The organism is Fulvitalea axinellae, from assembly GCF_036492835.1.
GTDB lineage: Bacteria > Bacteroidota > Bacteroidia > Cytophagales > Cyclobacteriaceae > Fulvitalea > Fulvitalea axinellae.
In genome coordinates this window covers 3,208,740-3,233,242 of sequence record NZ_AP025314.1, presented here as the reverse complement: position 1 = coordinate 3,233,242, position 24,503 = coordinate 3,208,740, and the positions used below count along the sequence as shown (strand labels likewise).

Annotated in this window: 14 protein-coding genes; 6 read left to right on the top strand and 8 right to left on the bottom strand. The window is 44.8% G+C overall.

Features of this window, described 5'->3' with window-relative positions; genetic code table 11:
• Window positions 1-24: 24 nt before the first annotated feature.
• Window positions 25-3,021, bottom strand: a complete 2,997-nt coding sequence (locus AABK39_RS12110; RefSeq protein WP_338391615.1) for a SusC/RagA family TonB-linked outer membrane protein — start codon at window positions 3,019-3,021, stop codon at window positions 25-27.
• Window positions 3,022-3,335: 314 nt separating this feature from the next.
• Here AABK39_RS12110 and AABK39_RS12105 point away from each other — a divergent pair, with 314 nt between their 5' ends.
• The 3 genes from AABK39_RS12105 to AABK39_RS12095 all read left to right on the top strand — a co-directional run bounded on the left by AABK39_RS12105 (window position 3,336) and on the right by AABK39_RS12095 (window position 8,063).
• Window positions 3,336-4,592 carry a GWxTD domain-containing protein gene (locus AABK39_RS12105; RefSeq protein WP_338391614.1) on the top strand — a complete coding sequence of 419 codons (1,257 nt, stop codon included), beginning with the start codon at window positions 3,336-3,338 and terminating at the stop codon, window positions 4,590-4,592.
• Entirely contained in the window at window positions 4,565-5,368 is an 804-nt protein-coding gene (gene rlmB, locus AABK39_RS12100; RefSeq protein ID WP_338391613.1) for a 23S rRNA (guanosine(2251)-2'-O)-methyltransferase RlmB, read from the top strand. Before AABK39_RS12105 ends, rlmB begins: the two co-directional genes overlap by 28 nt.
• An 847-nt stretch (window positions 5,369-6,215) precedes the next feature.
• Window positions 6,216-8,063 carry a hypothetical protein gene (locus tag AABK39_RS12095; RefSeq protein WP_338391612.1) on the top strand — a complete coding sequence of 616 codons (1,848 nt, stop codon included), beginning with the start codon at window positions 6,216-6,218 and terminating at the stop codon, window positions 8,061-8,063.
• 30 nt (window positions 8,064-8,093) lie between these two features.
• On the opposite strand, the gene AABK39_RS12090 is transcribed toward AABK39_RS12095, so the two are convergent.
• The 4 genes from AABK39_RS12090 to AABK39_RS12075 form a co-directional block, all read right to left on the bottom strand.
• Window positions 8,094-9,908: a PAS domain S-box protein gene (locus tag AABK39_RS12090; RefSeq protein WP_338391611.1), complete on the bottom strand. Its 1,815-nt coding sequence runs from the start codon at window positions 9,906-9,908 to the stop codon at window positions 8,094-8,096.
• 310 nt (window positions 9,909-10,218) lie between these two features.
• On the bottom strand, window positions 10,219-10,935 hold the full coding sequence (locus tag AABK39_RS12085; RefSeq protein WP_338391610.1) for a superoxide dismutase: 717 nt from the start codon (window positions 10,933-10,935) through the stop codon (window positions 10,219-10,221).
• A gap of 83 nt (window positions 10,936-11,018) precedes the next feature.
• Window positions 11,019-11,927, bottom strand: coding sequence for a PPK2 family polyphosphate kinase (locus AABK39_RS12080; protein ID WP_338391609.1), 909 nt, complete (start codon window positions 11,925-11,927; stop codon window positions 11,019-11,021).
• An 84-nt stretch (window positions 11,928-12,011) separates the two neighbouring features.
• Window positions 12,012-12,608, bottom strand: a complete 597-nt coding sequence (locus tag AABK39_RS12075) for a YceI family protein (RefSeq protein ID WP_338391608.1) — start codon at window positions 12,606-12,608, stop codon at window positions 12,012-12,014.
• Between the two features lie 184 nt (window positions 12,609-12,792).
• Between AABK39_RS12075 and AABK39_RS12070 the strand changes: the two genes are divergently transcribed.
• Entirely contained in the window at window positions 12,793-14,040 is a 1,248-nt protein-coding gene (locus AABK39_RS12070) for a uracil-xanthine permease family protein (RefSeq protein ID WP_338391607.1), read from the top strand.
• 45 nt (window positions 14,041-14,085) lie between these two features.
• Here the strand turns inward: AABK39_RS12070 and AABK39_RS12065 are convergent, their stop codons facing one another.
• Both AABK39_RS12065 and AABK39_RS12060 read right to left on the bottom strand, forming a co-directional pair.
• The gene (locus AABK39_RS12065; protein ID WP_338391606.1) at window positions 14,086-14,874 is read right to left on the bottom strand and encodes a hypothetical protein; all 789 of its coding nucleotides are present in this window, start codon (window positions 14,872-14,874) and stop codon (window positions 14,086-14,088) included.
• 282 nt (window positions 14,875-15,156) lie between these two features.
• Complete coding sequence (locus AABK39_RS12060; RefSeq protein ID WP_338391605.1) at window positions 15,157-16,827, bottom strand: hypothetical protein; 1,671 nt, start codon at window positions 16,825-16,827, stop codon at window positions 15,157-15,159.
• A gap of 115 nt (window positions 16,828-16,942) precedes the next feature.
• On the opposite strand from AABK39_RS12060, the gene AABK39_RS12055 reads away from it, so the two are divergent.
• The gene (locus tag AABK39_RS12055; RefSeq protein ID WP_338391604.1) at window positions 16,943-17,536 is read left to right on the top strand and encodes a WcaF family extracellular polysaccharide biosynthesis acetyltransferase; all 594 of its coding nucleotides are present in this window, start codon (window positions 16,943-16,945) and stop codon (window positions 17,534-17,536) included.
• Window positions 17,537-17,634: 98 nt separating this feature from the next.
• Here the strand turns inward: AABK39_RS12055 and purL are convergent, their stop codons facing one another.
• Window positions 17,635-21,321: a phosphoribosylformylglycinamidine synthase gene (purL, locus tag AABK39_RS12050; protein WP_338391603.1), complete on the bottom strand. Its 3,687-nt coding sequence runs from the start codon at window positions 21,319-21,321 to the stop codon at window positions 17,635-17,637.
• Window positions 21,322-21,814: 493 nt separating this feature from the next.
• Between purL and AABK39_RS12045 the strand changes: the two genes are divergently transcribed.
• Window positions 21,815-24,493 carry a hypothetical protein gene (locus AABK39_RS12045; RefSeq protein WP_338391602.1) on the top strand — a complete coding sequence of 893 codons (2,679 nt, stop codon included), beginning with the start codon at window positions 21,815-21,817 and terminating at the stop codon, window positions 24,491-24,493.
• Window positions 24,494-24,503 lie beyond the last annotated feature (10 nt).

Here is a 24,503-nt window from a genome sequence, read left to right as displayed (position 1 = left end):
GTTTTAATATTGGTGTTAAGATATTTAGAAGCGAATGTCCAAGCCAAAGCTCCATGATTTGCCTACTGGGTATCGGAAAAACTCTGTGCCGATTACACCAACTTCAGGGTCAATGCCGTTGTAGTCCGTAATTGTTAACAAGTTTTGGCCTTGGAAATATACCCTTGCTGAATTCAGGCCGATTTTCCCGATAAGTTCTTTGTCGAACTCGTAGCCGAGTGTCACGTCTCGAAGTCTTATATATGACCCGTCTTCAAGGTATCTGCTAGAATTAAGGCTGGAAGTGTTTTGACTCAATCGAGGTTTTGGCCTTGGGGCTCCTTTATTGTCTTCGCGCCAGAAGTCTATAGCTTCTGTGGTTTGATTGACTGCTCCGAATCTGCTTCCTGAGGAGTCGTAATAGCGAGACGTTGAGTTATAGACATCGTTACCGTATGTGAAATAGAAGAAGAACGAGAATGTAAAGCCTTTGTAAGCTAAGGTGTTGTTAAGTCCTCCAGTGAAATCAGGAGTTGCGGAGCCGACAAACATTCTTGCTGCTTCATTATAATTGTTGGTTGTTGTGCCGTCAGCCTTATACCAAAGTGGGTCTCCGTTGTCACGATCTACTCCGGCCCATTTTTGCATATAAAATGATCTTACGTCGTGCCCCTCCTCAACACGTTGGAGTGATGTGAAAGGGTTGGAGAATGGTTCTCCTCCAGGTAAGTCGACCACTTCGTTTTTATTGAATGAGATATTAAAGCTGGTATTCCAGGTAATAGGCCCCGTGAGGTTTTTAGTGTTTAGGATAATTTCGTGTCCAGTGTTTCTAATCGACCCAATGTTTTGGTTGACGTCTGTGTAACCAGTTGTAGCGGGTATTGGCCTGCTAAGCAAGGTTTCCTTAGACTTTCGGATATAAAAGTCATAGGAGAGACTGATTCGTTCAAAAAAGCCGAGGTCTATACCTGCGTTAAAGTCAGTGTTCCTTTCCCAGGTAAGCTCTGGGTTGGCTAGTTGAATTGGAACCAAAGCCGGGTTGTCCATATAACTTGCGTTTCCTGACCATAGTGCCTGTGATTCGAAGTTGCCAATATTGGCGTTTCCTGTCTCCCCTGTACTTGCCCGGATTTTGAGGGTATTGATGAAATCTAGTTTTGAGATAAATTCTTCTTCGTGCATTAACCAAGACACCCCGACAGACCAAAAGTTCGCATATCGGTTATCGCTACCAAACCTAGAGGAACCGTCCCTTCTGAAAGAGCCAGTCGCAAAATATTTCCCCAGAAGGTCATAATTGACTTGTGCAAAGTATGAGATGAAGAAATACTCGGTATTAAATCCGCCAACTCCCGCAGGTCTAGCATATGAATCAAGTGTTCTTAAGTTAGGGTGCGCAACAGAATTACCGGTTGCGTCAAAATTTTCTCTTACATTTTTTTGAGCTTCAAATCCTAGTAAGAATGTCAGCTCTTGGTTGTCGTTTATTAAGTAATTATAATTTATAAGATTGGAGGTGGTAAGTGTATAATTAATATTGTTGACATTAGTTAGAAACCCTTTTACATTCTGTCCATCATACGAGTTTGGAGCAGCATAGCTGATCTGTTTTATTGTTAGGTAGTCGTACCCATTATTTGTAGTCAGAGTTAAATCCTCTAATGGAGACCAAGAAAGACTGAATTTATTGATACTTCTGACAGTTTTGTTTGTGAGTTTTCTAAGGTTGATTTCCCTTACAAAGTTTGAACTTGACAATGACTGCCAATCAACGCCAGACCCGATAATTCCGGCAGGGGTAGGTACTCCGTTGGTGTAGGCCCTATCGAAGGGCCTGTTTAGCCAAGAGCCCAATAATGGACTAGTGAAAGTATTGCCATTACCTGCGTTTCTTTGATCTGCAACGGATAGAGATGTGTTTAAAGACATGTTTAAGGTTGAGGATAGCTGGCTGTTGATATTCAATCTGCCAGAGTATCGCTCGAAATCTGACCCAATTAGGATTCCTGATTGGTCGTAATAGCCTAATGAAGCGAAATAAGTCGTATGTTCGCTTCCGCCTGAAGCGGATAACTCATATCGTTGAAGTTGCCCTTTTTGATACGCCTCTTCTAACCAATCGGTATCGCCATTCTCGGTTAGATATGATTTCGGTCTTAAAACGTCTGGATCGTATCCGTTAATTTCAAGAACTGCTCGTTCATAAGTCCAAAGTTCAAAGGCATCCATAACCTTAAATCCCCCTTTGTTCCGGACGGTTTGTCCCCATTGGCCAGAGAAGCCAAATCGGGTTTGGCCGGCTTTTCCTTTTTTTGTTGTGATAACAACAACCCCGTTTGCTCCTCGTGAGCCATATAGGGCTGTTGCGGAAGCGTCTTTTAGAATCGATATTGATTCGATATCATCAGGGTTGATTTGTGAAAGCGGGGATTGTTCCGTGTCAGTAATAGTTGATTGGTTGCTGTTTTCGACAATGATACCGTCGATTACGTACAATGGAGAGTTGTTTCCTGAAATAGAGCTTGCGCCTCTTATAATCAAGTCGGTTTTGGCGCCAGGCTGGCCTGAACCTATCGTGCTAACTACTCCGGCTGCGCGACCTTGTAGAAGTTGTGAGACATCCGCCGCGGGTTTGTCTTCGATCTCGGTAGGGGAGAGCACTTCTATAGTCGAGATGAGTTTTTCTTTGCTTTGTTGGCTGTAACCAGTGATAACGACCTCCTGTAGCTGAGTGAGCTCGGCGGTCATTTGCATGTCTATCACTTTTTGGGTGCCAATTCTGACCTCTTCGGTCGCTAACCCAATAAAAGAGAAGGTTAATGTGCCTCCTTTTGTTACCGGAATGGTAAGGCTGTAGTTGCCGTCAATATCCGTTACGGTTCCGATTGTTGTGCCTTTTAGGGTTACGTTGACACCCGGAATAGGCTCTTTGTCGTCCGCACCGGAGACATTGCCTGTAATTGTTTTTTCATTTTCTTGGCCAAACGTTGTCGTAAGGGTCATTAGCCCGGCCAAGCAAAACAGTAAAAGCTTTCTCATGCGTCAGTGTTATCTGTGCAGAATGAAATCCTGTCTGGTAAATTCAATGAATCAACAGTGTTTTAGTCTAAGTGTTTGGGATTCTTGTCTAAGAATTAAATTTTTTATTTATATCTATTTAACATAATGAACGGAGGTGGTTAGGAGGATGGGTATAGTTATTCATCAGGGTTATTTTTCATTTTTTAAGTGAACAATGCAATAGTGGTCCAGTTTTTAGATGTGTTTAACTGAAAGCTTGTTCAGGTTTTGTTTTCCACCTGTATAAAGGGCTTTGGCTTGTGTGTCCTTGTTCAATGTTAAATACCCCTCTTATGAAACCTTTAATTCATACCATATGGCGACATCTGGGACAAGCCTTTCTTGTGTTATGCTTATTGATTTTGACTACAATCGCTAGTGCGCAACCTTTTGCCAAAAAGAATGTACGGTATCTATATGACCCTGTAGCTCCGGTAAGCGTGGAAGGGAAAGTTTATCGTAATGGTGATTATTATAACGTCAATGTTTGGGTGAACATGAACTGGGAAGGAAGCATTAATGATGTCTTTTTCTTGAGTTATACCCTTACGAGAAACTACAATTCGGATAGCTGGAAGAACAGGGATGTTCCTATGTCTTATCAGCAATACGCTAAAAAGGAGGAGGGGAAGAGGGTCTACCTGAGCTTTGATGTTCCATATGAGAAAGGTGAAGAGTTGTTGATTATGAAGTTCACGACTTTGGATGGGCGTTATAGTTATTGGTTTGATCTGGATTTGCGCAAGCCGGCTAAATACGGTCGCTTTTTGGTTTGGAACGATAGCAGAGTTTACATCGAGGACTTTGTTAGCAGAGAGAATATAATGAACGTAAGGCGCACGAGAACGGAGGGGAAACTTCCCATGAAGTTGGCGTATAAGGAGTCGGAATTTATGGGTGCGGGTGTGCCTTATAAAAGAATGCGGAAGAAGAAAAAGCAGAAGCAGGACTCTACATTCGTGATTCAGATGGAAGGGGCTGAGCTGTCTGCGTCTGTTGATCTGCCACAAGGGCTTTATTACTCAATATTGGAGACGGGAAGCGGGCGCCGTGAGTATTTGCCACTTAAGATTGTCGGGGAGTATTATCCAAAATATGTTTCGGTTGAGGAATTATTGGGGCCGTTACAATATATAGCTGAGCCCAAGGAATTTGAGAATCTGCAAAAAAACAAAGATAAAAGATACGCCCTAGACTTGTTTTGGTTAAAACAGATCCGATCGACTGACCGAGCGCAATTGGCGGTCAGGAAATATTATAGACAGGTGATGTGGGCGAACACGTTTTTTACGGGGACAAAAGATGGCTGGAAGACAGATAAGGGGATGGTGTTTATTTTGTTTGGTACCCCTGACAAAGTCTACAAGAAGAAGAAGAAAGAGGTGTGGATTTACGAGGATGAGGGGGATAAGTCGAAAATTCAGTTTACCTTTGTGCGAAAAAACGGCCTGATGGGTACTGACGAATATCGCTTGAAGCGGTCAAGATCCTATATGGGCGAATGGTACAGAGCGAAGGACTTATGGAGAAAAGGGAGAGCAAAGACCTGAAAGGGCAAAAATATGGAAGAAAGCCCAAGAAGATCTCTTCGGACGAGATTGTTTTCGGAATCAGGGCTGTTATCGAGGCAATTAAAGCCGGTCGGGAAATCGATAAGTTATTGATTCAAAAAGGAATCAATAATGAGTTGATGAGCGAGCTTTTCAAAGAAGTCAAGCATTACGGTGTGCCTTATGCCAAAGTGCCGTTAGAAAAACTTAATAGAGTCACCCGGAAAAACCACCAGGGAGCGATTGCTTTCCTTTCGTCTATCCAATATGCGTCTCTTGATAATATCGTGACGGAATGTTATATGAAAGGAGGCTCTCCATTTGTATTGGTTCTGGACCGTATCACTGATGTACGTAATTTCGGAGCTATTGCCAGAACAGCTGAATGCGCTGGAGTGGACGCTATAGTGGTTCCTGCGAGAGAAAGCTCTCGGATTGGTCCGGATGCCATGAAGACTTCGGCCGGAGCCCTAAACCATATTCCGATTTGTAGAGCGGATGACTTGAAAGAGGCCGTTGATTATCTGCAAGGAAGTGGAATGATGGTGGTAGCGGCAACCGAAAAAACAGATACTCAAGTGTACGACGTGGATTTAGGTGGTCCATTAGCTATAATTATGGGTTCTGAAGAAAATGGCGTCTCCAAAGAATTGTTGGAAATGGCTTCAGAACGAGCTAAGCTACCAATGCACGGTAAGGTGGCTTCGCTTAATGTGTCGGTTGCGGCGGGCGCTTTTATCTTCGAAGCTTTAAGGCAAAGGGCGTTAGCGGAATAAACTGTTTAATAAAATATTCGAATACCAAAAAGAGGGCATTTTGTCCTCTTTTTTTTGGAGGAAATTTTAGCATTTAGTGCGGTATTATGATTCGGTGAAGCGAGAGAGTATTGTCATTTGAATAGAGTTTGTAAGAACTTTGGTTAGTGTAAGGAATTGATATGACGACTGTGTATGAAATGACAGGAAAGTGTCCATGTTTTGAAGTGCAAACGTTGAGTTTGGGTAACGCTTTTTTTTGAGTGAGTTTCCATTTCTTCATAAACTGTGAAGAAATTATATGTAGATTTTAACAATGAAAATTGGATTAAACCGAATGTCTCAACATCTTAGAGTATGGAGTGAAAGTCAGTGATGGGGCGGTAGGGTTTGAACTTGACTTGCGGGAATGAAGTGTGGGATTAAAGCGCTTCAAATAAACCTCTCTTTTAGTGATTTTTTTCGGTTTTTGCATTTTGGTTTGTGTTTTTTGATGGAGAAAGCATGTGTGGCAATAAATCGGAATTAGTTGTTTTAAATTAGAAAATGTTAAGTTTCTTTGTACGGATATGGTAAGAATGGACCTTGGGTGCGCCATATTCTGAAAAGAAATGTGTTGCTTGATTTTCCTTGTAAGGATAAGGGGGAGTTTCCATTTTTCGATTAAGTTTTTCCTTTTAAAGTAAGGGTGGTTTTATCCCTTTTCATCGCTTCATGGGATGAATGAAAATAAGGCATTTTGGATTAAGAAAATTGCACAACGTATCCATATATAATAAGGTTCTGCCAAACGGGGGGGACCTTATTTTTTTTAAGAGAGAGCTGAGTTTGGTTTTTGCATACGAAAGTTGAATACAAAGTAGTTTGATTGTTTTCCCGACAAAGAAGAAAATATAGTCCTAAGAGTAGCCCCTCAACAGGGGACAAAGGAACGGCATTGGATCCTCCAACAAGACGGAAACTCCATAGGCGCCGTCGATCGTCTAACAGTTCGTTGGGTGAGGGTGAGGTGTTTACGCATTTTTCGCGTTCGTCTTTAGCGGAAGGGTACAGCCCTCCAAAGAATGAGATACCGGCTTTTCCCGACGTTTTGTATACATCATATCAAGACGGGTATAAAGATGTATTGAGGCTTTATGGCTATAATTGGTTTAAGGCGAAAGAGCATCTGGCGTATGAGCAATACGCTACCGATAGTGAAGAGTATGAGAAGCGTTTGGATTTGATGCGTGGCTTACTGGATTACCGGACGGTTGTAGTTGATGATTTGTTGTTGAAAACGGCTGAACATGTGGCCTCGTTCATTCCTGGGGCTACCGTGGGGCAAAAGGAAGCGTTTTCGTACGCTAGTAAGAAGGAAAAAGGGTGGCAATTACATATCGGTTCGCAATTGTTGATCGTGTCAGCCCCTGGGAGCACTTCCACGACATCGGATTATGATATTACTTTTATTATCCCTGGTAGGGAGGAATTGGAAACGGAAGCAGTTCGTTTTTTTAATATTACTTTCCGAAGTCAGTGGGGCAATCATACGTCAGGAGTCGTTTTTGACACGAATGTATATACCAGTGGGTTTATGTCCCAGTTCGCTCAGGTGAAATTGGCGCCGCTTTTTAAGAGGCATTCAGATACTTATGCAAGAATAAAGGCGGAAAAACACGTATTGCAAATGGCGCTGTCTTTCCTTCCGATCCGTCAATTTTTCTTTATGACCGATCCTCATGGAGTCGGGTGGATTGACTTCAAAAGAAACACGGTACAGGCTTTGGGGAATTTTTTGAAAACTAATGGAAGTCGTTATGGTGTGGAGGCGATCGATAGAATAGTGGCTCGGGAAATGGATGCGATTTTCAACAAAACTCAGATCTTGCATGGAGAGACATACGGGCAAATAGGTAAAACTATGAGATCGTTATCTGCCGCTATGGACAGGAGGGGAGAAGTGATGGATGCCCAACACTTGGAGGCGGCCGCTAAAGATGCACTGTATGAAGGGGAGTTGCATAAAGTGAAGAAAATTATTGAAGAACGCAGAGTGATTTTGCGGGCATTGGCCATGATAACCCACCCAAGGCTTCACCCTAAACGCTATAGCGATTTGTTGGCTCAGCTAAGCGAAAATATCAAGCGATTTGATTTAGTGCAGGGCAAGGCATTGGTGTTTGCAAACGAAGCGTATTATAATGAAGGTGCCGCGACTCATGTGGTAAAGGGAATGCAATCTGGAGGTAAAATCAGTTTGGGACGTCAACAACAGATGCAATCAATCCTGATGAACGTAGGCTATAAGCTTCAGCATTTTCATCAGCATCATGAGGAAGGAGGCTATGGTAGGGCATATATAAACACTGCCAAATATGGCCAGCGGGTTCGGGATATCGTGATGCGAGGGCATTCGGATTTTGACTTGCCGCTGTTGAAAGGAACAGGAGCGACCGCTTTCGATCCGAAACTTTATGATGAGCTTTCAGAAGACCTAGACATGTTGGAGGCTGAAGAAAAATTGATAAGAGCATATAAGAAAAACCCAAACCTCACAACGCCCTCGTCAAAAGAAGAAGCGGCTGTAAGGGATTTTTTCGGGGATTCGGCTCCTCAGAAATTCAGAAAAGAAGAAATTGAAAGGCATTATATCCATATTGCCCAACATGTTTTGGGCCCATTTTATTTGGACAAGTTAGAGTCGAGGGGTTTAGGGCTTTGGGGGGTGGTATAAGGAGGGGATTTCCCCTCCCAATATTATGTTTTAAGCATTCTCAAGGAAAATCTTGCCAAAAAGATCTTCTCCTAGTTTTTTTCTAATGTCCGAGTAATCCTCACAAATGCAGATAATTCTAGTGATCTGCCCAGAAGTGTTTTTGAACGGACGATAGTGAACAAGGGTGTGAAACTCTTGCCCGTCTTTGGTATACCGTTTGACGACCTGGTCAAGTTTGCCTTGCTCTTTTACAATTGACCAAACTTTAGCGAAAGCGTCAATTGCTAACATGTCGCTTTCTTGAACAAAAATACCGATAGATTGCCCTATGATTTCTGTTTCGGAATAACCGGTCATTTTACAAAAGCGGGTGTTGACATTTGCGACTTTGCCTTGTTCGTCAAATTCCACGACAGGGTAGATGTCGTCAATGGCGGTAGTGTAGCCATGGAGTTCGTCCACATGGCGGTTCATCTCTTCGTGCGTTGCCTGAAGCTCTTCCATGGATTGTTTAAGCTCTTCTTCATGGGCCCTTAGTTCCTCGGTATGTTCCTGTAAGGACTTCTCCCGATTCTTATTTTCCGTTACATCCATAGATATGTTTATGACCGAAACGGGTTTGCCGTCCGTTCCCAAAAGTGGGATGTAATTTTCGTCGAGGATGATTTCCCTTCCGTCAGGTAGCAATACAGTTGTGTCTTTTCGGACAGGAATACCAGCTTTCAAGCGTAACCAAAACTTTTGATAAACCTCCATGTCTTGTACTCCGCGGTCAAAATCTCTGTGATTAAGCCCGAGAACTTCTTCCCGCTTCATGCCTAGTACCTCAAGAAAAGGTTCGTTCACCGATATGATGGCCCCATTCATTTCAAATTCGGCGCAAAGGGTAAAGCTTTGGATTGCGGATAGCATGCTTTCCGAACGCTGAGCCTGCTCTTTGAGTTTCGATTCTGATTTGAGTAGTTCTTGGGTTTGGGCTTTTACATCGTTTTCGAGTGTGTCTTTTAGTTTGATCAGTTCGTCCTGTTTCCGAGCCATCTCCTCTTGCGTAGCTAGGAGTTCCTCGGAGTTTTGGCGCATTTCTTCTTCTTGAGCCCTAAGCATTTCGGCTTGTTCCTGAAATTCAACAAGAAGACGCTCTGTCTTCTCATTGTTTTGACTCGCAAATAACGTTGAAGCAATGTTGCTTCCGAGCTTATCCACAAACTCAACCACTTTTTGCTCAAAAGGCTTGAAGCCGGCAAGTTCCAGTACTCCAAGCATTTCGTTATTATGTGTCAGCGGAACTAACAACAATGCTGTGGCGCGCGCCTCACCCAAACCCGAACCGATATTGATATATTCTTCTGGAACTTCGGTTAAATAGGCTTTGCTTTGGTTGAGAAAAACCTCGCCGACGATGCCCTCTCCGATTTCAACCTTTTTGCGTTTGTACTTTTTTTTGCCGTAAGCATGCAAACAGATCATCTCAAGGTATTTTTCATCCTTTTCGTTCCCTTTCGCAAGTAGTAGGCATGCTTGGTTGGCCCCAATATATTCGCAAAGATCTGAAAGTAGCTTGTCCCCTTTGTTTTCAAATCCATTATATGCGTCCCTGAGAATCGCGTTGAATTTAGTGAGCCCTTCAGTTTCCCATATCCGTTGGTCGTTTAATTCATTGGAAAGGTTGATCTCTGAAAACAGTTTGGCGATTTCTTTTATTAGTGGCGGGGTGTCTTCAGTGATTTTTATATTGAGATTGTCTTTAGTCGAGAAACGAGACAATAGTGTTTCGGCGTGTTCAAGCTGAGATTTAAGAAATTTTCTTTCATTAAATGCTGATTGAATGGTGCTCCTTTTAAAAATCCCATAAGGAAAAGCCATATGTTCTTGTTTTAATGTTAAAAATAATGCGATGAGGTGTGTTATTGCTCTGAGTTGTCGCTAATCTAATGAAATAATGAATATGTGGCTAAATTTATTAAAGTGTATTTATTTGTTTGAAAATATAACTTAACTGCACAATTAAAAATGAACATGTATTTATGTGAAATTTCCTTGTAAATTTTATCTATATAGATATTGGTGGTGATTATATTATTTAGTTTCTAATATAATTATGTGTATAAATTTGCAGTGTTTTTATTTTTATGCTCTTGGTTATGTTTTAAGATGATATTTATTTGATAAAATATTATTTGTTAGTTTTTACTGCATTGAATCTTTCGGATACAGTTTCCCAGTTTATAACATCGAAAAACGCATCTATATAATCGCCTCTCCGATTCTGGTATTTCAGATAATAAGCATGCTCCCAAACGTCGATGAGAAGGATCGGAACGCTGATCCACTGTGATAAATTTTGATGTTTTTCGGCTTGTAAAATGACCAACTTATCGGAGTAGGGTTGATAGGCCAAAATTCCCCAGCCAGATCCCTCCACACTTTTCGAGGTTGCGCTAAAGTACGCCTTGAATTTGTCGAAAGAGCCGAAACTTTTGTCAATATACCGTTGTAGGTCTTTACTGATTCGTCCTTGTTTGGGGCCCATGCTTCCCCAGAATATTGTATGGAGAAAGTGGCCCGACCCGTTAAAGGCCAATTCGCGTTCCCAATGTTTTATTAGGGAATAGTCGTTGTCACGAATACATTCTTTGACTTTTTCGGTGGCTTTATTTAAGCCTTTTACATAACCCGCATGATGGATATCATGATGGAGATGCATAGTCTTGGCATCGATATGCGGTTCGAGAGCGTCGTACGGATAAGGGAGCGGAGGAAGCGTATAGACTCCGTTCTTGTCGACAATGTTCAGACCGTCTAGGCCTTTGACGATTGCTTCCGCTCCAGCTGGAATAAATGCGGCCAAACTAGCAAGGGAGCCGGCTTTGATAAAATTTCTTTTATTCATCTCGGGAGAATCTTTGGTTTCAAGTTTGTTTGTGGGGAGAAAGAATTGGGCCAAAGATTCGCCTCCGAGATGTTTTCAGCGGTCTACTTTTCTTTTTTGAGTTCTTTTTCCAAAATTTTTCTGATTCCTTTGAGTTTTTCCCTCATTTCGTCGGTGACTTCGGGTGTTATGAATCTTAACGAAGCCATTTTTTCCATTAGGATTTCGGCTATTAGTACTCTCGAAAACCATTTGTGATCCGAAGGAATAACATGCCAAGGAGCGTAAGGGGTGGACGTGTTATTTATCATGTCTTCAAAGGCGAGGCGGTAATCGTCCCAATGTTCACGTTCTGCGAAGTCGGCGGGCGAGATCTTCCAGTTTTTGCTTTCTTCGTCAATTCTTGAGAGGAATCTACGGGCCTGTTCGTCTTTAGACATGTTTAGAAACAACTTCATGATTACGGTTCCGTTTCTGCTCAACATCTCTTCGAAATTCCGGATGTCCTTATAGCGGTTGTCCCAGAATACTCTGTCTATCCGGTCTGTGCTTTCGATTCCCGGAATGTTTTCGTTCAAAATGAATTCGGGATGGACTTTGGTTACCAAGACGTTTTCGTAGTACGAACGGTTGAAGATTCCGATCATCCCCCTTTCAGGCAAAGCCCGATAATGCCTCCACATCCAATCGTGCCTGAGCTCAAGGTGCGTAGGCGATTTGAAACTGTGAACTTGACAACCTTGAGGGTTTATTCCTCTGAGAACATGGCGCAAAACACCGTCTTTGCCGGCGGCGTCAGTGGCTTGAAGGATTATAAGAAAGGAATATTTGCACTCGGCATACAGCCTGTATTGTAGCTTGTTGAGCTGTTTGATAATATCGGCTATGCGATCTTCCGCATCGTCTTCGTCTTTGTATTTTTCGGTGTAGTCTGTTGGGAAGTCGTTGAGCCTGATCGGCTTCTCGCCGTTTACATAGAATTTGCGATCGTAATAAAAGTTGTCGTTTGCCATATCCAGTTTTTTAAAAAGATCTAATGCCTTTTGATTTACGTTTCGAATTGATGGAAGTTATTTGGTGCACTGCTTGTGCCATTGTCACTCCAAATTAGCGGTCAGGTTTATTTTCAACTCAAAGTTATCATGGATGAGTTTATCGCCTAGATTGTCGAAGAATGAGCCGGATTTGTATTGGATATCAAACGCTGTACGGTCTATTATAACGTCGGCTTTAGCCGTCAACAATTTGTCCTTGATTGTAACTTTGGCTGGAAATGATATCGGTTTTGTTATTCCCTTGACCGTCATATCCCCGCTGATTGTGTATTCGCCCGCATTGCCACTTGGGGCGGTGCTGATATCGTTGATTTTAAAATAAGCGTCCGGGTGGTTTTTGGTATCGAAGAAATCTCCGCTTTTAAGGTGGTTGACCAGTTTCTTGTTCCATTTCTTACTTGTCAAGTCAGAGTTGGTAATCGTAGTCATATCGACTGTAAAGTCACCGCCTGTTATTTTTTGGTCTTCAATGATTAGTTTCCCGCTTTTCAGGTTGAGGTTTCCATGGTGTTCTCCGCCAACCTTAGAGCCTTTCCAGACCACAACGCTAGCGGTAGTGTCGATCTTTGCGAAGGTTTGGGCTAGCGTGACGGCACATGCTGAAATGATTATTATGAGGGTAAGTGCTATTTGTTTCATGTCCAAAACTGTTTAGGTGTCTTGTCTCATCAATTGGAAATAAATATGCCTTTAACATAAGCAAAGGATTGTTTGGGGAGAAAGTTTAAACTATTTGAAGGTTTTGACATAATCGGCATTCAGATCATATGTATAGGCGAGCTTTCGTTGTAACTTTGCGAAAATTCTCTATAAAACTGAAACCATGAGTATGAACAAATCGTATGCGGGGAGCTCCGCATTTGAAGACACGGTGTTGGGGGTGCAGTTCCTCTTTGTCGCTTTTGGCGCAACGGTGCTGGTGCCGTTGCTGATTGGGGTTGATCCTTCCGTGGCGCTTTTTACGGCGGGTGTGGGAACGTTGATTTTTCACCTGATCACAAAAGGGAAGGTGCCGGTGTTTTTGGGTAGTAGTTTCGCTTTTATCGCGCCGATTCAGGAGGCGACAAAGCTTTATGGATTTCCGGGCACGTTGTCAGGTTTGGTTGTTGTCGGCCTGATTTACGGTTTGGTTTCCATGCTTGTGAAGTGGAAAGGCAAGGCGTTGATCCAGAAAGTCTTCCCTGCGGTTGTCGTCGGGCCGGTTATTATGCTGATTGGTCTTTCTTTGGCGCCTGTAGGCGTTAATATGGCAAGCACACATTGGGGCGTTGCTATATTGTCGTTGTTAACGGCGGTCGTGGCCGTGACTTATGGCAAAGGGATGATCAAATTGGTGCCTATTTTTGGCGGTATAGCTGTCGGTTACTTAGCCTCAATTCTGTTCGGTATCGTAGATTTTAAGCCGATTGTCGAGGCTCCTTGGTTGGCTTTACCCGAGTTTACGAAACCGGAGTTGGACTGGAACGCGATTATCTATTTGTTGCCTGTTGCCGTTGCGCCGATTATCGAGCATGTGGGTGATATGTACGCTATCGGGAATGTAGCCGGTAAGAATTATGTGAAGGATCCGGGGTTGAACCGGACATTGTTGGGTGATGGTGTAGCCACAACTTTCGCCGGATTTTTGGGTGGTCCACCGAACACTACTTATTCGGAAGTGACAGGCGCGATTCAACTTACGGGAATCAAAGATCCTAAAATACTCCGAATAGCGGCCGTGGGTGCGATTGTTTTCGCCTTTGTGGGTAAAATCAGTGGCTTTTTGCGTTCGATACCTCAGTCAGTGCTGGGTGGTATTATGCTTTTGCTTTTCGGAATGATTGCCAATGTGGGGATTAAGTCTTTGGTGGAATCGAAAACAGACCTGAACAAAACGAGAAACCAAGTGATTGTGGCCGTCATTCTTACTGTAGGAATGGGCGGTGCGGTTGCCTCATATGAGAGCATGAAGCTGGCGGGAATCGGTTTGGCGAGTGTTGTTGGGGTGATTTTGAACCTTATTCTTCCGGACAATTCTAAACCTTTACCTGAGAAAGAAAACCTTGAGGTGGAGGTTGCTGAAGAGGCATAAGCCTTGGGTTAATCAGAAAGAAATATTTGGGAAGAGACCGTGGCGCTATAGCGGAGTGGTCTCTTCCTCTTTTTTTGACCATTGAATCTCAATCCTATTTTTTCGAACCTCGAATGTCTTGATCGAATGTTCTTTTTTTGTCTTGCCTGCCAATTGGGCGAGGTTAAGCCGTTGGCTTACGCTTGTGTGCCTATTGGCATCCAGACTAATGTCGGAGACGGACTTGAACTGTACCTGATCGCTGATTGAATGCTTGAAAAGCTCCTTTCGGAAAGAAGCGACTACCTCTGGCCATAAACCGTGCGGTGATTCGAAAAACAGCCATTTTCCTCCGGAAGGAAGGCTGTATCGGTATCTGCCGGTCGGTATGTTATGCGGTTGCTTATCGATACTTGGCTTAACTGATGTTTTGTAATTGTGTATGTATATCGTGTCTGAAATCCCTTGGGGCAATTGTCCGTTTCTCTTCAATTCAGACCAATATTCGATTCGGTCTTTCTGTTTCTTTTTATCATAGACTTTAGAGACTCTGTGGAGGTTTAGTGTGGAACTTAGCGTAATTGAGTCTGCTTCTGTACGAATAGCTCCCGGTTTTCCGAAATCTAGAACGACAATATATTCGGAAGAAGATAGCCTAACTGAGTCTAGTTTAAATTGATGAAAGTTAATCGCAAGAGAGGCATCCAGTTTTATCATTTCTTGGTACTGATCGTAGCTGGAAGTCCTGAAATCTTCTTTCGTGTTTTCATAGATTTCAGAAAGTGAAAAGGTTTGGCCGTTTTTCATCCAAGCCCTTAGGCAAAGCGCTCTTTGGAGGGCTTGGTTAAAAGCCATTTTTGGTTCTAATCCTGGCGAAGAAATTCCGATCGAAAAGTCGGCGGGAAGTTCCCGTAAGATATTCAAAGAATCGTGGGTGAACCGAAATTGATGTTGTCGTGCCTCATCCGCTGATTGCGAAAAGCAAAGGTGCTGAACACTAAGGGAGAAAAGAAGAATGGCGGTTAGCGTAAAAGTTTTCATATCCTGATTTTAAAAAGTGTAGGAAGGAAAAACATACCGGACTTTCCGTTCGGTGTGTTTTTCCTGTTTAAAATACTCAAAATAAGTTTGTCTCGCTTAGTAGAGGTCCTCTCTGGCGGAGATATTCCACCTAAAGGCGACCGTGCTAGCGTAAGCTGTCTTGTCTGGTTGGTCAGCCATTTGGTGATTCCTCACAATCTGGCGCAAGTCGATAAAAGCGTTGGAAAACAGACGGTATGAAAGGCGCAGATCCGCCGTGATCGTCTGGTTGGTTATTCCTTGGCCTATTTTATTGTCGAAATCCTGAACTCTGTCGTTGTAACTTCTATTTGGGTCATCGCCCCAGTTATTGTCGCCGTCGCTGGTTCCATAATCTGCGAACATGGAAGTCAGTACCATTTCGAGTCGCCTGTGCGGACGGTAACGAGCTATTCCTACCAATTCCGTGAAGTTTGCGCCAAGCGGGTGGGCGAGTGACAAACCGTAATGCGTGTAACTGGTATAGTTGGTGGCGTGCGCATAAGTGTAAGGCGATGCTGTATTGAATTCCGCTTGCAGATCGAGATCTTTTATGCCTAATGCGTCATAATATTTTGCCCCGGCTTGGACTGCGTATTTATTAGCCCACCAGCCGTCTTGTTTGAAGAATTTTAAGTTGAATTCGTCCAAGAGGAATTGGCCATAGAGGCTGAGCCTTGGCCATGGATTCCATTTAGCGTCCAAGGCTACCTTTGCGTCGGTATCATAGCTACCCGTTTCAAGTTCTATGGCGCGGTAAAAGATTACGGGCACAAAAAACTCGGCTTTTGGGCTATAAGCTTCCCCGTTTTCGTGTACGTCGCCGTAAGTGATCGTTTCGCTCAAGCCAACATTCAGTGTAGGGGTAATATTGATTCCCAAGCGGTGCATCGCAAAGTATTTGGCGAATTTTGCGCTTTGCTCTTCTTGGTTAAAATGTCCGAAAGGCTGGCTGGTCATTTTCGCCCAAAGGTTCGTGTAGCGGATTTTCCAGACTTTGGTGTCAGTTTTCAGGAAAAGATAAGCATTCGGGTTATCTGACAAAATCATGGAGCGATACCCTTCGCCGACAAAGAGCTTGTCGTAACCGAACTTAACGTTTATTTCCTCAATCGGATTAAAGCTTATATAACCGCGGGCGGTGAAGTAGTCGTATCCAGTCTCTTTGAATTTTTTCCAATACCCTTCGGTAGGAATGGCGTTTCCTTGGTTCACTTTACCGATTACATATTCAGGGTATCGGGCTTGTGTAGTGGCTATGTAACTGTAAAACCCGATTTTCTTTCCGATCAAGCCTTCTACTTCCGCTCCGCGGGTATTAATGAATAGCTTGTCGTCGGCGTCTTTCTCGATTCCTCCGCCTACATAAAGCACAGGATTTAGTCTGAGTTTAAACCGGTCTTCATTTACATGGTAAAAATCATTTCCATTAGTGAAGAAGTATTTGAGAAACCCTTTTCTTGTTCTCAGACTGTCTTGCGCCAACCAGTTGCCTTGGTCAAGAAGAAAAATGTCTTCCGGAGAAAACTTGATCCCTTGCTCTTGCGCTGTTTCCAGCGTGCGTTTTATATCGGAACGGTCAAAAGGCTTTAGTCCCGTATGGATATTCGCTTTGTTACCGCTGAGATTCACCGCTTTGTCTATGCGATGCTGTGTGTCTCGGTTGAAAGGCATGGAGGTGTCTTGCGCCTCGCTTTGCGAGTAAAGCAAGACAAAAAGGGACAGGAGAGCCGGTATTCTTATCTTCATGCTGGTAGTTTCATTGAATTTAGGTAAAATTGTGATTAAATATTGAGTTGCGCAAGTACTAGGAAGGTTGGTGAAATAAAGATCTTGAGAGATTGTCTTGCGACGATGATTTGTCATGAATAAGGATATGGATACCGAAATACAGTTAGAAAAGAGGCGAAACGAGGTTGATTTCAGCGTTTTTGAGAATTCGTGGTATAAGCCCGGCGGGAATATTCTTAAGCGCCTGCTGTGGTTCTACGTGAACGCTTTCGTGTTCCGGACCTCCTGGTTGCCGTTCTCAGGTCCGAAGAATGCGTTGTTGCGTCTTTTCGGAGCCAAAGTGGGAAAAGGTGTAGTGATAAAGCCTTCCGTCAATATTAAGCATCCGTGGCGATTGGAAATCGGGGACCATTGCTGGATAGGTGAGGATACTTGGATTGATAATCTCGCTGATATTCGTTTGGGGAAAAGTGTTTGCCTATCGCAAGGCGCGATGTTGCTCACAGGGTCGCATGACTATAAGCGCACGACTTTCGACTTGACAATAGGGGAAATCGTTCTGGAAGACGGAGTTTGGATTGGAGCGAAAACAGTTGTGTGCCCGGGCGTGACTTGCGCTACGCACAGTGTGCTGGCCGTGGGTTCGATTGCCACTAAAGATTTGGAAGCTTACGGAATCTATCAGGGAAATCCTGCCGTGTTCAAAAGAGAAAGGAAAATCGGTTAAGATTTAATTTTCTAGATAAAATTTGAAATAAGAAAAGCCGGGCGATTTCGTCCGGCTTTTCTGCTTATAATCCCCAAAAGGAGTGACCAATAGCTAAATTATTTTGTAGCCTCAACCCACTTTCTGGCGTTAACGAAAGCTTCGATCCAAGGCGTAACTTCGTCATTCTTGCGATCCGCAGGGTAATGTGCCCAGTTCCATGGGAAGATGGCGCGCTCTAAGTGTGGCATCATCACCAAATGACGCCCGTCAGCGGAGGCCATGGCGGCTGTGTCGAAGTCGGAGCCGTTCGGGTTCGCTGGGTAATGCGAGTGGCTGTACGTGGCGCAAACGTTGTATTTGTCCTGTCCGTATGGCAGGCTGAATTTGCCTTCTCCGTGCGCTACCCAAATGCTCATTTCCGTGCCGGCGAGGCTTTGAAGCATAACCGAGTTGTTTTCCGGAATCTTCATTCCCAAGAACGCCGATTCGAATTTGCCCGATTCGTTGTGGAGCATTTTCGGTTTTTCCTCATGGTCAGGAGTAACCAATCCAAGTTCAACCATCAACTGGCAACCGTTACATACGCCAAGACTGAGCGTGTCTTTGCGGGCGTAGAATTTGTCGAGAGCCTCTTTGGCTTTCGGGTTGTAAAGGAACGCTCCCGCCCAGCCTTTGGCCGATCCGAGGACGTCGGAGTTTGAGAATCCGCCCACGAAGACGATGAAATTAACGTCTTCCAAGGTTTCCCTGCCCGAGATCAGGTCGGTCATATGAACGTCCTTCACGTCGAAGCCGGCGAGGTGCATGGCGTAGGCCATCTCGCGGTCGCCGTTTACGCCTTTTTCACGGATGATAGCGGCTTTGATTCCCGATTTTTCCTTGCGGTCAGGATCGATTCCCAACGAGGCGAAAGTCCCTTCGAAGTTTTTAGGGAAGGTGTTCGACAACGGTCCGTTAACGATGTTTTCGTAACGAGACAAGGCGAGATCTTCACGAGTCTGCTCTCTGTCGAGGAGGTAAGAAGTTTCGGCCCAAGCGCCACGCAGGCTGTCGATGCCGAATTCCAAGATATCGTCGCCCTTGCGGATGCGGATAAACTCGTCGGCGTAAGGGATACCGATCATCGTGGCGTTTACGCCGTTTTCTTCGAAGAATGCTTTGGCTTTCTCTTCGTCACGAACTTGGATGATCAGACCGCTGTTCTCAGAGAAGAGAAGCTTAACGAGATCTTGCTCTTCGATAGCGGAAAGGTCGATGTCGAGTCCGAGTCCTTTGGATGCGAAAGTCATCTCGGCGAGAGCGGTGATCAAACCACCTGACGAGATATCGTGTCCGGCCAAAACTTCACCTGCCGAGATCAATTCCTGAACGGCGTTGAAAGCTTTTTTGAAATACGCCGGATCCTTGATAGTAGGAACGTCGTCTCCAAGCTTGTTTTGAGTTTGGGCGAAGCTACTGCCTCCAAGCTTGAGCGCGTCTTTCGACAAATCGATATGGAAGATGGCGCTACCTTCGGCGTTGATCGCCACTGGTTCCACAACCTTGCGAACGTCTTCGGTTTCGGCTCCGGCCGAGATGATGACAGTACCGGGAGCGTAAACTACGTCCTCGCCATACTTTTGGGTCATCGAAAGCGAATCCTTTCCTGTCGGGATGTTGATTCCCAATGCGCAAGCGAAATCGCTGGCGGCTTCCACGGCTTTGTAGAGTCGGGCGTCTTCGCCTTCGTTCTTACATGGCCACATCCAGTTCGCGCTAAGCGAAACGCCATTGAGGCGATGCTTCAAAGGAGCGAATACGATATTGGTCAACGACTCGGCGATAGCGTTTACCGAACCCGCTTTCGGATCGATCATGGCGGCTACCGGAGCGTGGCCGATCGCAGTGGCGATACCGTTTCTTCCGCGGAAGTCGATAGACATTACGGCGACGTTGTTCAGCGGAAGCTGAAGTTCACCGGCGCATTGCTGTTTCGCTACGCGTCCGGTTACCGAACGGTCCACTTTGTTAGTGAGCCAGTCTTTCGAAGCCACGGCCTCAAGGCGAAGAACGTCGGTTAGGTACTCGGCGATTTTTTCGTTGGTGTAAGAAATACCTTCGAAGTCGCTTGGTACGCTCTTGTCCTTCATGACTGTTTTCGGCGGGTTGCCGAAGAAGTCTTTCAGCTCAAGGTCGATCGGAGTCTCGTCGTTTTTATTGTTTTTGAAGCTGAAACGCATGTCGCCGGTAGTGTCACCGACAACATAGAAAGGAGCCCTTTCGCGGTCGGCGATGCTTTTGATCAAGTCGATGTCTTTCTCTTTGATAACAAGCCCCATACGCTCTTGCGACTCGTTTCCTACGATTTCTTTAGATGAAAGTGTAGGGTCGCCGATAGGTAGTTTGTCAACGTTGATTTTACCGCCAATATCCTCAACCAACTCCGAGAGGCAGTTCAAGTGACCGCCCGCTCCGTGGTCGTGGATGGAAACGATAGGGTTAATATCCGATTCCGACATCGCGCGGATAGCGTTGCAAACACGCTTCTGCATTTCCGGGTTCGAACGCTGAACGGCGTTGAGCTCGATTGCGTTTTCGAATTCGCCGGTGTCAACCGACGAAACGGCGCTACCGCCCATACCGATCCGGTAGTTGTCGCCACCCATGATGACAACCTTCTCGCCGGCTTCCGGGGTTTCTTTCAAAGCATCGCTTTTCTTGCCGTACCCTACACCGCCAGCAAGCATGATCACTTTGTCAAAACCGTATTTCTTTTGCTTTTCGAAATGTTCGAAAGTAAGGAGGGAACCGCAGATCAAAGGCTGGCCGAATTTGTTGCCGAAATCGCTGGCGCCGTTCGAAGCCTTGATCAGGATGTCCATTGGCGTTTGGTAAAGCCAAGGACGAGCGTCGGTCGCTTTTTCCCACGGACGTCCGCCGTTAAGGCGAGGGTATGAGGTCATATAAACCGCCGTACCGGCTAAAGGAACAGCCGCTTTTCCGCCCGCCATACGGTCGCGGATTTCACCGCCGGTACCGGTCGCCGCGCCGTTAAACGGCTCGACTGTAGTCGGGAAGTTGTGCGTTTCGGCTTTGATGGAAATCACCGTGTCGATTTCCTTTGTCTCGAAATAATCCGGGATATCCTGTCTCTTCGGAGCGAACTGCTCGACTTTCGGTCCTTCCACAAAGGCGACGTTGTCTTTGTAGGCCGAAACGATATGGTTCGGGTTTTCCGCCGAAGTTTTCTTGATCAGTTTGAAGAGGGAGGTCGGCTTCTCTTCGCCGTCGATAATGAACGTGCCGTTGAAGATTTTGTGTCGGCAGTGCTCCGAGTTTACTTGCGAAAATCCGAAAACTTCGCTGTCGGTCAGTTTGCGGTCGAGTTTTTCGCTAAGACCTTCCAGGTAATTCACTTCCTCGTCGCTGAGGGCCAATCCTTCGGCCTTGTTGTATTCAGCGATGTTGTCGATGTAAACTACCGGGTCGGCTTGTTTCTCGATTGTGAAAACGTCTTGTCCGAGGCCTTCATAGCGGGCCTGGAGCATCGGGTCGAAGGTGTCGCCGTCTTTGGCCGGATGAAATTCCTCGATGCGCTGGATGCCTTGGATGCCCATATTCTGGGTGATTTCCACGGCGTTTGTACTCCAAGGCGTGATCATTTCCTTTCTCGGGCCGACGAAAGTCCCCTCCACGTTTTCGGCTTCGATGCGCTCGGCGTTGCCGAACAGCCACTTGAGTTTGTCGAAGTCTTGCGGATGGGCCTCGCCTGAGTATTCCACGGCGAAAAGGTTCTGATGAACCCCTTGATAAAATAGTACCATCGAATTAATAAAGGTTAAGTTGAGCGAGCGAACGGAAAACCGTTGTCGTTCACGTAACCGACCGCGAAATCGAAGCGCCGTCCGGAGGCTTGTCGGAAGGTTCGGCTTTGCGACCTTCCGAAAAATACCAAGAAACAAGATAGGGCCGCGACGTCGCCGCGGTCAAAAGAGATCGTTCAAAGTCCTGTCTTGGCCTGCCCACGGCGCCGTCTTTCGGTGACCGGTGCGTACGACAGACTTGTACCCCGCGCCGTTCGCGCGCCACATGGTTTGTGAATATGGACAAGTACGACGCGAAAATAGCGTAATCCCCCAAATAGTGGATACACAAACCGTAAAAAACTCGACACTAAAACCTGCGCAATGGCCGGATACCGACAAATCACCGGAATGTTCAGAATAGTAGCACAAAATTTGTAACGAAAATGTTGACGGCTCAGGCCGGGTTCTTTTTTCTAACGAGGACGTCTAACCCGACACAAACCCTTTTGGTATGCAGGAACCTGTAACATTAGAAAAGAAATTAAAATACTCCGAAAGCATGGATTTCGGAAAACTAATGCGCGAAGGATTGGACCTTGCGCAACAGCTTTCCGGAAAAATATGGACAGATTTTAACGCTCACGATCCCGGCTATACGATTTTGGAACAGCTGGTGTACGCCCTTACGGATTTGGGCTACAGAACCAGTTTCGATGTGGGGGATTTGTTGTTCTTTGGTGAAGACCGCCCCGAAAACATTGCGCGGGAAAACGCGTTATTCGACGCCCAAACGATTTTGACTACAGGCCCGGTAACTGTTGAGGATTATCGGAAAATGTTTATCGACAGAATTCCCGAAATCTCTAATATTTGGTTTGAGCCCAGAAAAAAACCGGCCGGCACTTACGATATCTTTATCCAGACACGCAGAAACCTTTTCGAAAACAGAAAAGGGAAAGTGGCCGAAAAGGTGCGGAAACTATATATGAGAAACCGGAACCTGTGCGAGGATATAGGCACCGTAACGGTATTGAAGGAATATCCGGTCGGGATTGAGGCGGAAATAGAAGTGGGAAGCTGGGTGAATGTGGAAATGCTTTTGGCGAAGCTCCTTTTTGAGCTGGAAGATTTCCTTAACCCGGGAGTCGAGTTTCATACTCTGGATGATTTGTCGAGAAAAGAAGCCTTTGACGGTCCGAAACCGGTTCATGGTTTTATAAGAAGCCGTGACTTGCACGAGAAAAGCGCTTTGATAAATATTCCAGCGCTTGAACAAAAGTTATTGTCACAGGAAGATATCCGCTCTTTAAGAAAATTCGAAGTATTGTTGGATCAATATGAAAGAGCGAAAGACAAAGTGGTAAAAGTTCCTTCCGACAGTTTTTCGGCTTTGGACGTTGATTTAACTCTTTCGAGAATAAAAGTGTATAGCGAAGGGGTTCGTTATCCGGTGGATATCGGGGCGACAAAGCGTTCATTTAGATTAATGAAGGCCCAAAAGCAAAAGGCTTTCGAAATCAGGCGGGTTTTTGAGAAAAACGACAAGTTCAAAACCAAAAACCTAGACGGTCTTCAGCGTTATGATTCAATTCAAAACCTATTTCCGCAAATATATGGAGTGGGTCCGGAAGGCGTTCCGGGAAAAGCCAGCGCCGACAGAAAAAGTAGAGCTGCGCAACTAAAAGCGTATTTGTATTTTTTTGAGCAATTGATGGCAAATCATTTAGCCCAACTAGCGAATCTGAAACATTTCTTTTCGTTGAATGAAAATTTGAAAAAAACATATTTCACTCAACTCCCGGAGAGTATTCCGGACTTGGATGTTGTGCTAAAATCTGGGTTAAAAGAAATATCCAGAAAAGTGGAGGATACGGCGAATCCGGAAGAGAGTTTTTATGATAGGCGGAACCGGGCGTTGGATCATTTGTTGGCCCGTTTTGGTGAAGATTCCAGAACATTTTCATCCGTTTTATATAAAGATAAACCTGAAACGGCGATTCGCAGAAAAAGCGAATTACTGAAAATATACCCGGAACTAAGCAAATACCGGTCAAGGGCTTACAATTATGGACTGGAGCCTACCGGAAAACATAATGTCCCGGATTTTAAGCGCAAAGTATGCCTTTTGTTGGATCTAGATCCGGAATATAGAACTTTACACGCTTTTGAAAAAGAAGATGTGGTTCGTGAACATTTATTGCGTATTCCGGGGTTCGACCATATTCCGAATTCTTTTGGGGACAATAGCGTGACAATCGTTTCGGAAAGACCAGATTTTTTGAGAAGGCTTTTCCGTAGTGCGGTTTTGAAAAAGAATTTTAAACTTCTAAGAGACGGGGAAGAAAGTCAGCCGTCGTTGCATCTGGTCCTCGGGGATGAGATAACGCAAGTGGCCTCTAGTGACAGTTTGGACGATTTACGTGACCTGAAGCGAAAGCTGATAAAGAATTTTGAGGGTCTAAACCGCTTCTGCGACGGTTTTCATGTGATAGAACACATCCTTTTGCGTCCGTCGCATATGGATCAGTACCATTTTCGTCTCTACGACGACAGGGGAGAGGTTTTCTTGGTGAGCCCAGTCGCCGATAGTCTTGACGCTCAGCGAGCCCGGGTTTTCGAATTATTAAGAAAAGGGGTTTCCATGGATTGTTTTGTGACTAATCAGGAGGCAATTGACGAGTGGGAATTGTTGATTGTAGACCCATTGAGTCATGCCAGATTAGGCAAAGCGTCCGGTTCTTATTTAACGGAAGCTGAAGCAATGGCCGAAGCCACGGATATTTCCGAATACCTCAAATCAATTCAGTTAACGGAAGCTTTGGCACTATCGAAATTTGAGTTTGTGAGGTTGCAAAACGTAGCGAAAGAAGTGTCGTCGGATTTTTACGAATCCCGCATAAGTGTGGCGTACCCGAATTGGACTCGGCGTTTTCAGGATACGGAATTCGAAAGGCTTTTCCGGTCGATTATTCTAAAGCACATGCCGGCATATATAACAGTTGATTTCTTCCCGTTGTCACTGCGGAATATGACACGCCTTGAAGCGACTTTGGAACCTTGGTTAGAGTATAAGAAACAGACTGAAAAGGATCCGTTTAAAATGGATGAGTTGTCGTTTCAGCTTATTGAGTTATTGAGGGAATTTCAGATTTATTATAGAGAACTGGAAAAGGAAAATAGGACAGATTGACGCTGTATGG

What these genes read in the sequence shown, in the direction of transcription:
- AABK39_RS12110 (WP_338391615.1), bottom strand. Translation starts at nt 3,021, where the DNA reads ATGAGAAAGCTTTTACTGTTTTGCTTGGCCGGGCTAATGACCCTTACG.
- AABK39_RS12065 (WP_338391606.1), bottom strand. Translation starts at nt 14,874, where the DNA reads ATGGCTTTTAACCAAGCCCTCCAAAGAGCGCTTTGCCTAAGGGCTTGG.
- AABK39_RS12080 (WP_338391609.1), bottom strand. Translation starts at nt 11,927, where the DNA reads ATGGCAAACGACAACTTTTATTACGATCGCAAATTCTATGTAAACGGC.
- AABK39_RS12090 (WP_338391611.1), bottom strand. Translation starts at nt 9,908, where the DNA reads ATGGCTTTTCCTTATGGGATTTTTAAAAGGAGCACCATTCAATCAGCA.
- rlmB (WP_338391613.1), top strand. Translation starts at nt 4,565, where the DNA reads ATGGAGAAAAGGGAGAGCAAAGACCTGAAAGGGCAAAAATATGGAAGA.
- AABK39_RS12045 (WP_338391602.1), top strand. Translation starts at nt 21,815, where the DNA reads ATGCAGGAACCTGTAACATTAGAAAAGAAATTAAAATACTCCGAAAGC.
- AABK39_RS12075 (WP_338391608.1), bottom strand. Translation starts at nt 12,608, where the DNA reads ATGAAACAAATAGCACTTACCCTCATAATAATCATTTCAGCATGTGCC.
- AABK39_RS12105 (WP_338391614.1), top strand. Translation starts at nt 3,336, where the DNA reads ATGAAACCTTTAATTCATACCATATGGCGACATCTGGGACAAGCCTTT.
- purL (WP_338391603.1), bottom strand. Translation starts at nt 21,321, where the DNA reads ATGGTACTATTTTATCAAGGGGTTCATCAGAACCTTTTCGCCGTGGAA.
- AABK39_RS12060 (WP_338391605.1), bottom strand. Translation starts at nt 16,827, where the DNA reads ATGAAGATAAGAATACCGGCTCTCCTGTCCCTTTTTGTCTTGCTTTAC.
- AABK39_RS12070 (WP_338391607.1), top strand. Translation starts at nt 12,793, where the DNA reads ATGAGTATGAACAAATCGTATGCGGGGAGCTCCGCATTTGAAGACACG.
- AABK39_RS12085 (WP_338391610.1), bottom strand. Translation starts at nt 10,935, where the DNA reads ATGAATAAAAGAAATTTTATCAAAGCCGGCTCCCTTGCTAGTTTGGCC.
- AABK39_RS12055 (WP_338391604.1), top strand. Translation starts at nt 16,943, where the DNA reads ATGAATAAGGATATGGATACCGAAATACAGTTAGAAAAGAGGCGAAAC.